General features: G+C 38.2%; 12 protein-coding genes. 2 read left to right on the forward strand and 10 right to left on the reverse strand.

Annotation, left to right across the window (positions count from 1 at the left end):
- Positions 1 to 259 precede the first annotated feature (259 nt).
- The 6 genes from ACNSTQ_RS07310 to ACNSTQ_RS07335 all read right to left on the reverse strand — a co-directional run bounded on the left by ACNSTQ_RS07310 (position 260) and on the right by ACNSTQ_RS07335 (position 7,468).
- Positions 260 to 1,357: a nicotinate phosphoribosyltransferase gene (locus ACNSTQ_RS07310; protein WP_418199198.1), complete on the reverse strand. Its 1,098-nt coding sequence runs from the start codon at positions 1,355 to 1,357 to the stop codon at positions 260 to 262.
- Positions 1,358 to 1,822: 465 nt separating this feature from the next.
- Positions 1,823 to 4,486: a DNA translocase FtsK gene (locus ACNSTQ_RS07315; RefSeq protein WP_418199199.1), complete on the reverse strand. Its 2,664-nt coding sequence runs from the start codon at positions 4,484 to 4,486 to the stop codon at positions 1,823 to 1,825.
- Positions 4,487 to 4,696: 210 nt separating this feature from the next.
- Complete coding sequence (locus ACNSTQ_RS07320) at positions 4,697 to 5,494, reverse strand: DUF1444 domain-containing protein (protein ID WP_418199200.1); 798 nt, start codon at positions 5,492 to 5,494, stop codon at positions 4,697 to 4,699.
- Positions 5,495 to 5,545: 51 nt separating this feature from the next.
- Positions 5,546 to 5,869 carry a thioredoxin family protein gene (locus ACNSTQ_RS07325; RefSeq protein WP_418199201.1) on the reverse strand — a complete coding sequence of 108 codons (324 nt, stop codon included), beginning with the start codon at positions 5,867 to 5,869 and terminating at the stop codon, positions 5,546 to 5,548.
- A 24-nt stretch (positions 5,870 to 5,893) separates the two neighbouring features.
- Positions 5,894 to 6,922, reverse strand: a complete 1,029-nt coding sequence (locus tag ACNSTQ_RS07330; protein WP_418199202.1) for a PTS transporter subunit IIC — start codon at positions 6,920 to 6,922, stop codon at positions 5,894 to 5,896.
- Positions 6,923 to 6,955: 33 nt separating this feature from the next.
- Positions 6,956 to 7,468 carry a hypothetical protein gene (locus ACNSTQ_RS07335; protein ID WP_418199203.1) on the reverse strand — a complete coding sequence of 171 codons (513 nt, stop codon included), beginning with the start codon at positions 7,466 to 7,468 and terminating at the stop codon, positions 6,956 to 6,958.
- Positions 7,469 to 7,696: 228 nt separating this feature from the next.
- On the opposite strand from ACNSTQ_RS07335, the gene ACNSTQ_RS07340 reads away from it, so the two are divergent.
- Positions 7,697 to 8,140, forward strand: a complete 444-nt coding sequence (locus tag ACNSTQ_RS07340) for a YtoQ family protein (protein WP_418199204.1) — start codon at positions 7,697 to 7,699, stop codon at positions 8,138 to 8,140.
- A 68-nt stretch (positions 8,141 to 8,208) separates the two neighbouring features.
- On the opposite strand, the gene ACNSTQ_RS07345 is transcribed toward ACNSTQ_RS07340, so the two are convergent.
- The gene (locus ACNSTQ_RS07345; protein ID WP_418199205.1) at positions 8,209 to 8,724 is read right to left on the reverse strand and encodes a DUF84 family protein; all 516 of its coding nucleotides are present in this window, start codon (positions 8,722 to 8,724) and stop codon (positions 8,209 to 8,211) included.
- Between the two features lie 105 nt (positions 8,725 to 8,829).
- Positions 8,830 to 9,903 (reverse strand): M42 family metallopeptidase, encoded by a 1,074-nt coding sequence (locus ACNSTQ_RS07350; protein ID WP_418199206.1) that lies wholly within the window; start codon positions 9,901 to 9,903, stop codon positions 8,830 to 8,832.
- A gap of 182 nt (positions 9,904 to 10,085) precedes the next feature.
- On the opposite strand from ACNSTQ_RS07350, the gene ACNSTQ_RS07355 reads away from it, so the two are divergent.
- On the forward strand, positions 10,086 to 10,388 hold the full coding sequence (locus ACNSTQ_RS07355; protein ID WP_418199311.1) for a PepSY domain-containing protein: 303 nt from the start codon (positions 10,086 to 10,088) through the stop codon (positions 10,386 to 10,388).
- A gap of 185 nt (positions 10,389 to 10,573) precedes the next feature.
- On the opposite strand, the gene ACNSTQ_RS07360 is transcribed toward ACNSTQ_RS07355, so the two are convergent.
- Complete coding sequence (locus ACNSTQ_RS07360; RefSeq protein ID WP_418199207.1) at positions 10,574 to 11,953, reverse strand: hypothetical protein; 1,380 nt, start codon at positions 11,951 to 11,953, stop codon at positions 10,574 to 10,576.
- A 59-nt stretch (positions 11,954 to 12,012) separates the two neighbouring features.
- Positions 12,013 to 13,584, reverse strand: a complete 1,572-nt coding sequence (locus ACNSTQ_RS07365) for a long-chain-fatty-acid--CoA ligase (RefSeq protein ID WP_418199208.1) — start codon at positions 13,582 to 13,584, stop codon at positions 12,013 to 12,015.
- Between the last annotated feature and the right edge of the window lie 172 nt (positions 13,585 to 13,756).

A 13,756-nucleotide genomic window follows, 5' to 3' on the forward strand; every position in this document is an offset into this window, starting at 1 on the left:
TGTATGAAAATTCCGCCAAATTGGGGAATAAATATTTTCAATTAGGATACGCCATACAAAGATTTATTATAACAGAAACAATGGTTTAGAAAAACAACAAATGAACAGACACATAAAAAATAGGTAAAAGACCACATTTCTTTTCCCACAAAAAAATATATGCCTCTTTTTTTAGAAAAGACCTGTCACTTTCGACAGGTCTTTTCAGACACGGAAACCTTCGTCAGCGATGACAGCAAATGTTCCGAGTAAATTTTTACTATTCTACAAGTTCAAGGTTAGGATTTTCTCGGTATCTTCTACCTGCTTTTGCTTCATCTTTTCCGTTAAGGATGACGTTATCACCAGTAAAACCGATGTTTATTTTCAATAAGCTACTCCCGACGCCATAAATATCAACTGGTACATTTAAATCTTCGTATTCTGCGATGCGTTGAGCAGTAAATCCACCAGTAGCAATAATATTTACATGGTTAAATCCTTCTTCATCTAGTGCTTGACGAAGAGCAAAAATGAGTTCCGGATTGGCTCCTCGCGGGTCAAAAGAACCCATCACTTTGGGGTTGCGACAAAAGTACTGATCAACCATCGTTCGAGAGGTGTCAACACGAACCCCTTTTAATTCCTCACCAAACTCTCTCGCTACTCGTAGTGCATCTGTAATTACGTCATTGTTATAATCAACAAGTGCCATTAAATCATCTTCTGGAAAAGTATCTTTATAGGCATGAGTTGCAGCAACTACGTCCCCTTCAAAAAGTTGAATTAATGCATGTGGCATCGTACCCATCCCTTTTTTACCCCACCATTCATGCATCGCATGCGTCGCCTGAGCCTTCGATCCACCAATATACGCAGCATAACCATCCCCAGATTGTTGGGTAAAATGATCATCACGATCTCCCATGAAAATAACTGGTTTTTGGCGGCCAGATTTTCTAGCTGATTTTACGACATTATAGACGTTAGTTGCTACTGACGTTCTACGTGCAAAGATTCCATCGATAATTCCCTCTAAGTATCCAAAGTATTGGTAAGGACCTTTAATTGTTAATACCGTTTCAAACGGTTTGATTTTATCTCCATCTTTAAGAGAGTAAATTTCGAGGCTATCAGGATCTTTTGCAAAAGTCTTGATTAATGCAATTACCTCATCCGTCCCGCATAGTACGGCATTGGTTTTTTGAAAAAACTGCATCGTAACTATATTATTCGGTTTATGTTTTTGGACAATTTCACGAGTTTTTAAGAAATAGACGGCAGAAAACCAGCCTTCTCTTACACGCTCATCAAATTTAAAAGTTTTGTTGGTTAGTCGTTTGATTTTCCCTTGTAACTTGAGTTCGATTTCTTTCATTCCTAGTCTCCTTGGATCTTTCCTGTAAAAAGCATTTATAGATAAACTTCCCTAGATTAAAGGATCTCATCCGTACAGGACTGTATTTTCTTTAGTTACAACTCCTAGAATTTTATCGCAGCCGACATCCTATTGGTAGAGAACATCTGCTCACTTAAATTTGATAGGACTGCATTTTTACATTCTGCATTTAGCGGACACACAGGCCGTTATTTCAGCGAAAAATACAATTTTACACAAATTAGCGGACTCAGAAGACGTTATTTACTAATATTCATGCTGTTTTTTAATGATTTTAGCTAAATAGGAGCCTCTGAGTCCGTTAAACATAGAAAACAACTATTCATCTATTCCTTTGACTACAAGTTATAGTGTTATCTTATCTAGAAGGGTACGCTCTATTCGTCGCTAAACAAGTGCTTCCACTTTTCTTATCATATAAAACCTGTTGAGGCATGACAACTTTTACTCGGTTGAAGTAGCTAGAATGTTCTCTTCAAATTCAGATACTGTTATAAGAATGTTTCGCGGCTTACTTCCCATTGCTTCTGAGACAATTCCTTTTGCCTCCATCATATCAATTAATCGAGCTGCACGATTATATCCAACTCGAAACCGTCTTTGCAAACTAGAGGCCGAAGCACCATCTTGTTCGATCACAAAGTAGCAAGCTTCTTCAAATAAATCGTCTTCCTGTCCTTCAACTTCTTGAACTTTATTTAAAAGCTCATTCTCAATTAAATATTGTGGTTGCCTTTGTTTTTTAACAAATTCAATGACTCTTTCAATCTCTTCATCTGATACAAATGTCCCTTGAACACGGACCGGTTTCGCTGTCCCGTTTTCATGGAAAAGCATATCTCCCTTTCCGAGTAATCGTTCAGCACCATTCATATCAATAATCGTCCGTGAGTCCACTTGTGATGAAACTGAAAAGGCAATACGTGTTGGAATATTGGCTTTAATTAACCCTGTAATGACGTCTACTGAAGGGCGCTGCGTCGCTAATAAAAGATGAATTCCACAAGCTCTTGCTTTTTGAGCAATCCGACAAATCGCTTCTTCAACATCTTGTGGAGAAACCATCATTAAATCTGCCAACTCATCAATGACTACAACAATATACGGTAAAGCAGGCTTTGCAGGATCTTCTGAATAAAGGTCATTATATCTGCCAATATCGCGAACACCACGCTGCGAGAACAATTCATACCTTCGTTCCATTTCAGCGACAACCCACTTTAAGGCAGCCGTCGCTTGTTTTGCATCTGTAATAACCGGTGTAACTAGGTGAGGCAATTCGTTATAAGGTGCTAATTCTACCATCTTCGGATCAACGAGCAATAATTTAACTTGATCAGGTGTAGCTTTATATAAGAGACTGACAAGGATCGAGTTGATACACACACTTTTTCCGGAACCTGTTGCACCTGCTACTAAGCCATGAGGCATTTTCGCTAAATTAGTAACGATTGGATGACCTGAAATATCTAGTCCTAATGCTACCGTTAGAGCTGAACCTCTCTGGAACTCTCCACGCCTTAATATTTCACGCAAAAATACAGGATCACTCTTCAAATTAGGCACTTCAATTCCAATCGCATGTTTACCTGGAATCGGTGCTTCCATTCGAATATCTTTTGCAGCTAAACATAGTTTTATGTCATCTGTTAAACTCGTAATCTTGCTAACCTTTACTCCAGGTGCCGGCTGAATTTCAAACCTTGTCACAGATGGCCCTTTCGTTACATGGATCACTTTTGCTGACACATTAAAATTTTGTAACGTCGACTCTAAAATCTCACCTTGTTCATTTAACCAATCCGTGCTTTCCTCTTCTTGACGCGGTGGAATATTCAACATTTGAATAGGCGGAAATCGATAACTCTCCTTTTCCACTACATTCTCTTCAAATGAAGTTTTTCGCTCCTTCTCTATCCGGTCTTGAGGTAACATGAGGACATTAAAAGGAATCGTTTTTGCAGCAGGCTGAGTCGTTTCCTCTTTATGGCTGTTAAGTAAAATACGTTTTTGAGACTGTTCACTTTGTTTTGTTTCTCTCTCTTTACTTTTTTCTTTTACTTCATTTACAGATGGATTAAATTCTTTTCGAGCTTCTGACTTTTCCTGACGTATCAACTCTATGTTTTCTTCTTTTAGCTGTTCATTTGGATACTCAGTATTTTCTTCCATTACTTCTAGATCATCAAATTGATCATCTAGATGATCAAGACTTGTAGAATGTGCTATGTGTTCATGTGAATCTGAGCTTCTTGCTTCTAGCTCTCTTTCAATGGTAAACTCGTTGCTGGCTAATTCTATCTCCTGTTGATGTAAATGGTCGCTTTTTACTTCCTCCACCTCATGCTCATGTGGAAACTCAATGCCCTTCTTCTCAAACTCCTGTTCATACTGAAGTTCGTTCCTTTGTTCCGCTACCGCTACCTCTTCTTCAATTAGATCCTTATTATCCTCTTTTATAGAATTGGCACTTGAATGATCTACCTCTTGCTCACGCAAAGACTGATTATTGTACTCAAAATCTAGTTGTTCAAGAGATGGCTTGAAGTTCGAAATATTCTTTAGCAGTATGACATCTTGAACATCAATTGCCTCTTCTGTTGTCGCTGCAATCTCATGCTCCTTATTTGGATAGTGATCTTCTTTACTACTAAGCTCATCGTTGATCTCACTTGATTTCGGTAGAACTTCTTGGTTAGAAACTTGTCCAAGATCAGCATTTTCAATGTCAGGACTTACTCTTTTTTCTTCGCGCTTTTTAAAGCCATAAATAGGAGAAGGAATGTATGTTGGCTTAAAATTACTGTTTGAGAATAACTCACGTTTATTTTCGCTTGAACTTTTATACTCTTCGCTTAAGCCCTGATAAGTAGAAACTACTCTTGTTTTTTCTTGTGGCTGATCTGATCCCTTTTTCTCTACCTTTCGCTCTGTTATTTTCTTGTTATTGAATTTATCATTTTCTTGGGTGACTGTTCTTGATTCATCGTCTATTACCGGAAATCGAAACTTTCCTTGTTTCGGGTATTGATGAACGACTCTCATCTCAGAAGATCGGTCGTCTGCTTCTAATCTGCCATATTGCGGTTTGCGTTTGTTTGGCTCCACCGTGTATGTCTCTTCTTTACCCAAAAACCACTCTTGGATTTTGCGTAACCATTTTGTATGTTTGGAAACCACTTTTTCACCTACTTTTTTTTAGGTAGTACTTGTCAAAACAAAATATTTTACTAGTCTTTTCATTTTAACGCAAAAACCACTAGAAATCTCTAGTGGTTGGCAAAGATATTACATTTTTCATATTTTTAACAACGTTTTTTAATGTTTGGGTTTCCGTTGCGCCAAAATAAACGTTGGTTCTAGCTCGCCATTTTCATAAATGAACGGAAGAGCTGTAATTGGGTTGCGACCTTGTGTAAAAAATTGAAACACCATTTGGCCTAATACATCATAGCCTGTATCATTTATAATATCTCCAAAAATTAATACATCCTGATGTGGTACAGCTACAGCTAATGTTCCTTTTGCCTTCTGCTTCATTTTTTCTAGCAATGACTCGTCTAAAATACGGCTTGCATCATAACCATCATTTGTATTTAAAAAGTAGAATGTATTCTCAGCCACTTGATCCTCTTTTAACGTATGAGTTAAAGATCTCACATTAAACAACGCAACTTCACGAATCGTTTTTAAAGTGTACTTATTTCGTTCTAGCATATCCTCATCAATGAGTGTATAGTAACTTCCCATGTCAACTGAATAGAATACTCGAGTTTCTGCTGTGTGTTCATCAAAAACTAGTTTTTTTCCATCCTTTGTTTCTGTTGGAAACGACGTCCCACGAATTACAGGGAAAATTTCTTTTTCTCTTCCATCTAATGAAATATCACGTTCCATTGCAGTTAACGTAATTTCTACATATCGAACCGCTTCTTCGATCGCTTCGTCCTTAACTCTTTCATACTTTGTTAATAGTGGCTGAAGTGCAACATTTGCCCCTTTTCGAATACCTTTGTTTTCAATGCGAAGGCGATCTTCCTCTTGATCATAATTAATCGTCCACTCCGGTCGCTCTAAACGCTTTTCAAGAGTTTCCCTTAGCATATGAAGGTCCATATAACGTCCCCCTAACTAATATCATGCACTAATTATAACACGATATAGGACTTAACACTTGCTTAATGCTTCTGATAAAAAAGTTTCAATTTCTTCCTGAGTCTTTCTATCTTTACTTACAAAGCGATCAATTTCTTTCCCATTATGATAAGCAAGAAAGCTTGGAATACCAAACACATTCAGTTCAGCACATAAATCAATAAACTTATCTCGATCTGCATATAAAAAAGTAATTTGAGAAAATTTGTCTTCTACTTCTGGTAGAAACGGCTCAATCACTCGACAATCTGGACACCAATCGGCTGAAAACATAACCACTTTTATGCCTGATGCTATTTCCGTATTAAACATGTCCATCGATTGTAAATCTTTCATTTTACATTCCCCCTATTTAATCATTTATTGCTCAATTTTCATATCACCCAGTTTTATTAGATTCATCTTTCTAAACCATTCAGATACGATGAGACTAATAATAGCCGGTCCAAGAATATGTAAAAATAATATAATAAAAAAGACATTCCAAGAAAACCCCATAGCCGTAAACGTCATAATTTGCCCTACAAATCCACTCGTCCCCATACCAGCACCAGCTGGGTTATTCACCATTTGAAAAACAACAGTTGCAAATGGTGCGAGGCAAATCCCTGCTACAGTTGGTGGAACGAGAATTAACGGGTTCTTTACAACGTTAGGTACTTGTAGCATGGAAGTCCCAATCCCTAAGGCCATTAACCCCGAAACACCATTCTCACGATAACTACTCACAGCAAAACCAACCATTTGAGCGGCACAACCCACCGTTGCTGCCCCTGCTGCAATTCCTTCGAGTTCTAGCATAATTGCAATCGCCGCACTAGAAATAGGTGCTGTTAATGCCAGCCCCATGAGTGTAGCAACTAAAATCCCCATGAGAAATGGCTGTTGTTCCGTTGCCCACATGACCAAACTTCCAAATTGGGTCATTCCAGATTGAATAGCCGGACCTATAAAGTTGGCTACAAAGAACCCTACAGCAATTGTAACAAAAGGAGTTACAATAATATCTACCTTTGTTTCTTTTGAGACCATTTTTCCAATCTCTGTTGAAAGTAGTGCACTGACAAACGCACCTGCAGGACCACCTAGCTGAGCACCAGCAGCACCGCTGACCACAGCTGCAAAAAGGACAAGACGTGGTGCTTTTAAACCGAAAGCAACCGCGACACCTATAGCAGGTCCCATAAGTCCCATCGCCAATACGCCCATTTCAGTTAAAAATTGTGGGATTGCTCCTAAAAACTGAAACCGAGCTAATTGTTCCCCAACAGTCCGGATAATCAGACCGATGATTAACGAGGAGAATAGACCAAGTGCCATAAAACTCAATGCGGTTATTACATAGGTTCGCCAAGACAAATCAATTCCCTTTCGCTCTAGAAATCCCATTTTGATTCCTCCTAAAGTTCACTTACTTTAGTTTTAGTCTTTATATTGTACACTATGTAAGATCTCAGTCATTATTTCAGTACTTTCTACTGCATTTTCTACCGCTGATAACGTTGTAATTTTAGCACCACCCAGTCCAACTATGATCTTATATAATCCTTCTTCACTTGGAGAAATAGATAAATAACCTAACTTATCTTCAGCCTCCAATACTTCAAACGCAACTGCATCGATTTCAAATTCTTGATCTCGTATTAAATGTACTTCGCTATCCCACGGTTCAACCGGTATGAAAAACAATAAAAAGATTTGATTATCTTTTTCTAACTGAATATTAAAATCGATTTCTTCTGTTACTTCCATTCCTCGCGGTAAATAAAAGTCGATTTGTTCACCTTCGTAATTCACTTCAACGATTTCTTCCGAAGCAAAACGTTCAGAAAAGACTTGTTGAGACGTCTCAATCGCTTCTTCTTCGGTAATTTGACATGCTGATATAAAAAGAATAAATGATACTATAGTCACTATTGAGAATAATGGCTTCACCCGTAATCGCCCTTTCAATTCATTAAAATCTTTCCTATATTTATAATACATTGAAATGATTTTTATTGACAAGTATAGCCTATTTTCGACAACTATCTTCCTTAGGCTTAATATGAAAATAGTACTCATTTCCTTACCTTATTATGGCTTTAATTTACTCTCGATGTTTCGACCTATAACGATGAATGCTAAAATAGAGCTAGCTATTATTAAGGAGGATGATTGTAAATGAAGTTATCTGTATATTTAGCTGGGCAAATTCACGACAATTGGCGCGAAGAAATTAAAAATTTGGCCCAACAGATGGACCTGCCTATTGAATTTACAGGTCCGATGGAAATCCATGAGCGTTCTGATAATATTGGTGAGGAAATTTTAGGAAAGCAACAGGATGCTATTTTGAAAGATGAAGCAGCATCCAGCATAAACAATTTACGCACACAAATTTTACTCCAGAAGGCTGACGTCGTCATTGCATTATTTGGTGAGAAATACCGCCAATGGAATAGTGCGATGGATGCAGCAACTGCAATAGCCTTAAACAAGCCTTTAATACTTGTACGTCCTGCTTCACTCCACCACCCTTTAAAAGAACTAGCAAATAAAGCGCAAGTCGTATGCGAAACACCTGAACAAGCCTTAAAAGCACTCGCTTACGTATTTGAAAACTAATATCGTAATGGTTAACTTAATGGTGACCTTCTCAGCGCTGTTGAGTTAACCTTCCTTTTTCTCCGAGTTTATTTAATTGCTTGAAATTCATACTGACCAACTAATAAATGAACGACATGCTCAAACATCGAGCTTCTGGTGACCCAACCGTTTGTTAAAATACCTATTGCTCCTCCTTTTTTACGGACATCTCGCTCTTTAGCATACCTATCAATGACCTCACCTAACTCTATCCCTGCTCTTACTTGGCTAGCGATTTGTTCCGGCAGTACAATTTTTGCGCCACTGGCAACAATAATTTCTCCATTTCGATCGACTAGCGCCCCCCAATTACAGAGCATAAGTCCAGCTTTTGTTTCGGTTACACCACCTTCTAAACCAAAACCAATCTGAACCTGTTCATTGACCAAACAAGCTTTTGCTCGATACAGGGCACCTTCCATCGTTTCCTGATCTGAAAACGGCTGTGCTGATACACCTGACCCTACTTCCATTCCTATAGTATTTACCTTATCTTGTGTAAAAACCGAACGGACCGCACTAATTTTTGCCGGATTCGTAGACCCTACAGCATATGTATTCATCTTCTCACCTCATTAGAAACAGAGGTGCCAACCATCGTGTGATTTGCACCTCTGTTTTGTGTATTATTTAATATTAACTTTCTAACTAAATCGCAACTTATTTCTTTAACTATTTTTTAAAATTTGCTCAACAACATTATTATCTGTTGTTTTAACTAATTTCGTTAATAGTTCTTTTGCAGCGGCATAATCATCAACGTGTACAATGGAAGCATGTGTATGGATATAACGTGAACATACTCCAACAACAATTGATGGTACTCCATTATTACTTGTATGAACACGCCCAGCGTCTGTTCCGCCTTGAGATAGGAAATACTGATATGGAATGTTATTTGATTCAGCCGTGTCTAAAACAAAGTCTCGAACGCCGCGGTGTGTGACCATCGTGCGGTCGTAGATACGAAGAAGTGCTCCTTTACCTAACTGTCCGAATGCATCTTTACCACCTGTTGCATCATTTGCAGGACTTGCGTCTAATGCATAGAAAATATCAGGTTGAATCATATTGGCTGCTGTAGCGGCCCCTCTTAGTCCCACTTCTTCTTGTACAGTGGCACCAGAATATAGTGTATTAGGAAGCTGTTCTCCTTGTAACTCTTTTAAAAGTTCAATGGATAAACCAACACCATAACGATTATCCCAAGCTTTCGCTAAAATTTTCTTCTCGTTTGCCATCGGTGTGAATGGACAAATCGGAACAATTTGCTGTCCTGGTTTAACACCAATTTTCAATGCATCAGCTTTATCATCTGCTCCAATGTCGATATACATTTCCTTGATATTCATTGGTTTGTTTCGTTGAGCATCCTCTAATAAGTGTGGAGGCGTTGAGCCAACGACACCGATAACCGGTCCATTATCTGTAATAATTTGAACGCGTTGAGCAAGTAATACTTGACTCCACCAACCGCCTAACGTTTGGAAACGGATAAGACCTTTATCATTAATCGAAGTGACCATGAAACCGACTTCGTCCATATGACCAGCTACCATTACTTTGGGTCCGCTTTCATTTCCTTTCTTAACACCAAAGATGCTTCCTAACTTATCTTGGATCACTTCATCTGAATACTTTTCTAACTCAGTGCGAACAAAACGACGAACTTCATGTTCAAACCCTGGTGCACCTGGTAATTCTGTTAATGTTTTAAAAAGAGCTAATGTATCTTTGTTCATGACTAGACTCCTTTCGAGTTCCGAAAAATATTATGTACACGCTTATTTTACCGAAAGATCACTTGTTTTTCCAGTGAAACGTAACAACAAGTACGTTATTTCACTGTCTTGATTTGGAAATCTCTTAAGAATTAAGTATACTTTAAGAAACGACTAATTATGAAGGTGGGATTGTTTTGGGAATGAAACGCTTTGCAATTGGTATTGGAGTTGGACTCGTTGCTGGACTTTTACTTCGCTCAAAGATGGGGCAAGAGCTTATTGCACCTGAGAAAGCACTAAAACAAGTCAAAAACAAGTTATCTCACTCATTTAATGTAACAGGTTCTTGGATTCATATGATACCCGAAACGTGGAACAAAAATCAGCTAGAATACACAGTATACCGTGGTGGGTTAACTGCATCCACAGAAAATGATGAAAACCTACAGTACGACTTCATCGTAGATGCTAAAACCGGAACCATTTTAGATGTAAACCAATAACACAATGGAAATTTCTGGCGCAAAAAAATATGGTAGCAGGTACCTTTAGTACACTAAAGGTACCTGCTACCAAAAAAGCGACACTGAAAAAGGCTGCGGGTCGCAGCCTTTTTTCGGTGTTATTTTACTGGTTTCTTTAAAATCTCAAGCTTAAGTGCCGTTACGGCTGTGCCTATATTAATTACCTATACACTCTTTGATTCGTCCTCTGCTTGTGGAATCGACTTTTTATTCACCCATTGTTTTTCTAATATCAACCATAGGACGATACCTACACCTAGCCCCCAAGCTGCACCTTGAGTAGCTAACACAGCTCCAATAATAATAGCGATCCCTTTTTCTAACGTTCCTTTTTCTTTTAAAATTTCCATCGCTAAGTACCCGCATAAATAACCTTGAATTAACATTGTTAACGCCATCCCAATATTAATACCTGGCTGGAATAACGTTACGAGTGGTCCTAATAGAAGTGCAATACTCATTCCCCAGTAAATCCCTGTAGCTCCACCCCAATAACTATCAACTTGTTTTCTACTATTATTCATATAGCGATTTAATACCAACGCTTGCCCACCTGTCCATTGCGGACCTGATAATGGAAGAAATGGCATAAAAACACCTGAAATAAAGTTCCGAATTGACACAATGATACTGTTTCGAGCTGGGCTAAAAATAACCTTTTCATCTTTTCGAACTTCATCTGCGTTTTTCAATAAGGAACTTGCTACTAGAACATCACCAAACGCTATGATGTATGCAGCAATTGCTAATGGAAGCGCTTGCAAAAAGTAACCTAATGGAGGGAATCCCACTCCAAAAATACTATAGGTGGATACGATTTCACCAATTGGTAGTGCAACAATACTCCAACTTATTTGTGGCATTCCTACTTCACCTATGATAATTCCAAATAAATATGCTAAAGCAAACGGAATTGCAATTCCGAATTGTGCTACATATCTAAAGAATGGATATCGTTCACGAAGTGGTGCTGCTGTTTTTGAAAACATCATGAAAAAACCTAAAGCTGCTCCAAGTAAGATTGTAATAGGCATAGTCCAGACACGACCGCCATCTGCAAATTCCCCATAGAGCGCCGCAAACCCAGCACCAAGTAATATCCCTGCTTTCAAGGAAGTTGGAACTCTCTTTACAAGAAGATCTGCCCCTTTAAAAATTCCCATACATAGGAAAATGACTGCAACGGTTAACTGCAATGCAATTAATGCTAAAATCCTCGCTTCTCCTTCAGGAAAACCAGCTAGAAACCCTACATATAATGGTATACCTGCAGTGATCCAACCTGCTATAGATGGGTCACCAAAATGGGTATGAAGCAAGTAAAGGAAGTTATTAATGATAACAAAGGCTATAGCTAGTTCAAATGGTATTCCTAATGTATCCATCATTACAGCTGTAATACTCATTGGAACTACACAAAGAATAGCACCTTGTAACCAATCAGGATATTCCATTTTATAATGGATAAACGGTAACCTTAGTTTTAACGGACCTAATATATACGGTTGCTCACTACCATCTTTCCTCTTTTTATATAACCCCATTTAGCAGTCGCTCCTTTAATTTTTATATTCTATTAGACTAGCGATCTGTAAGTTAGCATCTATAAAGTTGCTTTATTGCTGAATTGATTTTCCAGAATAAATTTTTGGATTTTACCACTTGGTGTCTTCGGTAAAGCATCTACAAAATGGTATTCTCGTGGCCTTTTATATTTTGCAAGTTTATCTCCTTGTATTAAAAATTCATCAAGTTCTTCTTCTGTTAAATTACTGTCACTTTTCGCCACTATGAAAGCGGTTACAATTTTTCCCCACTTAAGATCTGGCTTACCGATAACAGTAGCTTCAACTACATCGGGATGTTCTATTAATCGATCTTCAACTTCTCGAGGGTATACATTTTCAGCCCCTGAAACAATCATATGATCGATTCGATCTCTAATCCAAATATACCCCTCTTCATCAACAGAACCTAAATCACCTGTATGATACCAACCATATGCTAGTGCATTTTTGGTAGCTTCTTCCCTTTGGTAATATTCTTTCATTACACATGGGCCTTTTACGATGATTTCACCTACTTCGCCTACTTCACATAGGTTTTCTGGATGAGAAGGAGTGCCATCCTCATTAGGTTTTACTATCCTTACTTCATGAGTGAGTATAGCCTTCCCCGCTGATCCTGCTTTCGATAATTGCTCATCCTCATATAATACCGTCATAACAGGTCCCATCTCAGTCGTGCCGTACATTTGAACAAGGCCAGCATTCGTGCGTTTTTCAAATTCTTTTATAAGCACAGGAGCCATCGAAGCCCCCCCATAGCCTAGCAAGCGAAGGGCTGAAAGATCATATTTTTCAAAGTTTGGATGATTTAATAGCATATTCACCATTGTGGGAGCTGCAAATAAGTGACTTACTTTGTTCTTTTGTAACACATCAAGGGTTTCAGTTGAGTCGAAATGGTGTAATAAAATATTAGTAGCACCAACCTGTACTCTCGGTAAAAATGAAGTATGGAGTTCCGCCGTATGGTTTAATGGAGCAATCGATAAACCAATGTCATTTTTAGTTAAACCCATACATTGCATCATTAAAAAACTGTGATGTACCATATCCCGATGTTTATGAAGTACCCCTTTTGGTCTTCCCGTCGTCCCACTCGTATACATCATAATATAAATGTCATCTTCATCTACTAGATTAGTTGATCTTCTGTCTTCACCTTCTTCTAATAGCCGATAAAAATTAACACTAAAATCGGGGGTATCGGTATCTACGTAAACAAAGCTGTCAACATTAACTCCTAGCTCTCTCGTTTTAACAACGGTTTCTAAAACCTCTTCTTCATACAATAGAACTTTTGATTTCGCATCTGTTAAAATGTATTTTAGTTCATGAGCCGTTAAACGGTAATTAATTGGATTAAAAACTGCACCTAACCTCGCTGCTGCAAATAACGCTATAACGAATTCACTCGTATTATAAAGAAAGGTAGAAACGACATCTCCTTTTTTCACTCCTAACTTTTGGAGAGATGACGAGAAGCGATTAACTTTTTCGTCTAACTCTGAAAATGTCCACTCTTGATGTTTTCTTTCGTACACTAAAGCAAGTTTATTTTCATAATTTTGTGCTGACCAATCAAGCATTTGACCGACCGTAATTGTCATTAGCATTTCCTCCTTTTTAGATGGGGGCATTGCACCCTTAGCATGATTTCACCCTAGCCGCCCTTTTAACTCTGTAAGGCTACAAAAACTATAGTGTTTACTTTCTCATCACACCTCCCTACCTTTTACTAAAAGGCTTTTTTCGTAAACTTTGTTGCTTTTCAAAAGCTTC

The organism is Alkalihalobacterium sp. APHAB7 (assembly GCF_048323755.1).
GTDB lineage: Bacteria > Bacillota > Bacilli > Bacillales > Bacillaceae_F > Alkalihalobacterium.

Excerpts from the sequence above, each read along its gene's own strand:
- ACNSTQ_RS07310 (WP_418199198.1), bottom strand. The coding sequence starts at position 1,357 with ATGAAAGAAATCGAACTCAAGTTACAAGGGAAAATCAAACGACTAACC.
- ACNSTQ_RS07350 (WP_418199206.1), bottom strand. The coding sequence starts at position 9,903 with ATGAACAAAGATACATTAGCTCTTTTTAAAACATTAACAGAATTACCA.
- ACNSTQ_RS07365 (WP_418199208.1), bottom strand. The coding sequence starts at position 13,584 with ATGACAATTACGGTCGGTCAAATGCTTGATTGGTCAGCACAAAATTAT.
- ACNSTQ_RS07330 (WP_418199202.1), bottom strand. The coding sequence starts at position 6,922 with ATGGGATTTCTAGAGCGAAAGGGAATTGATTTGTCTTGGCGAACCTAT.
- ACNSTQ_RS07325 (WP_418199201.1), bottom strand. The coding sequence starts at position 5,869 with ATGAAAGATTTACAATCGATGGACATGTTTAATACGGAAATAGCATCA.
- ACNSTQ_RS07340 (WP_418199204.1), top strand. The coding sequence starts at position 7,697 with ATGAAGTTATCTGTATATTTAGCTGGGCAAATTCACGACAATTGGCGC.
- ACNSTQ_RS07345 (WP_418199205.1), bottom strand. The coding sequence starts at position 8,724 with ATGAATACATATGCTGTAGGGTCTACGAATCCGGCAAAAATTAGTGCG.
- ACNSTQ_RS07355 (WP_418199311.1), top strand. The coding sequence starts at position 10,086 with ATGAAACGCTTTGCAATTGGTATTGGAGTTGGACTCGTTGCTGGACTT.
- ACNSTQ_RS07320 (WP_418199200.1), bottom strand. The coding sequence starts at position 5,494 with ATGGACCTTCATATGCTAAGGGAAACTCTTGAAAAGCGTTTAGAGCGA.
- ACNSTQ_RS07360 (WP_418199207.1), bottom strand. The coding sequence starts at position 11,953 with ATGGGGTTATATAAAAAGAGGAAAGATGGTAGTGAGCAACCGTATATA.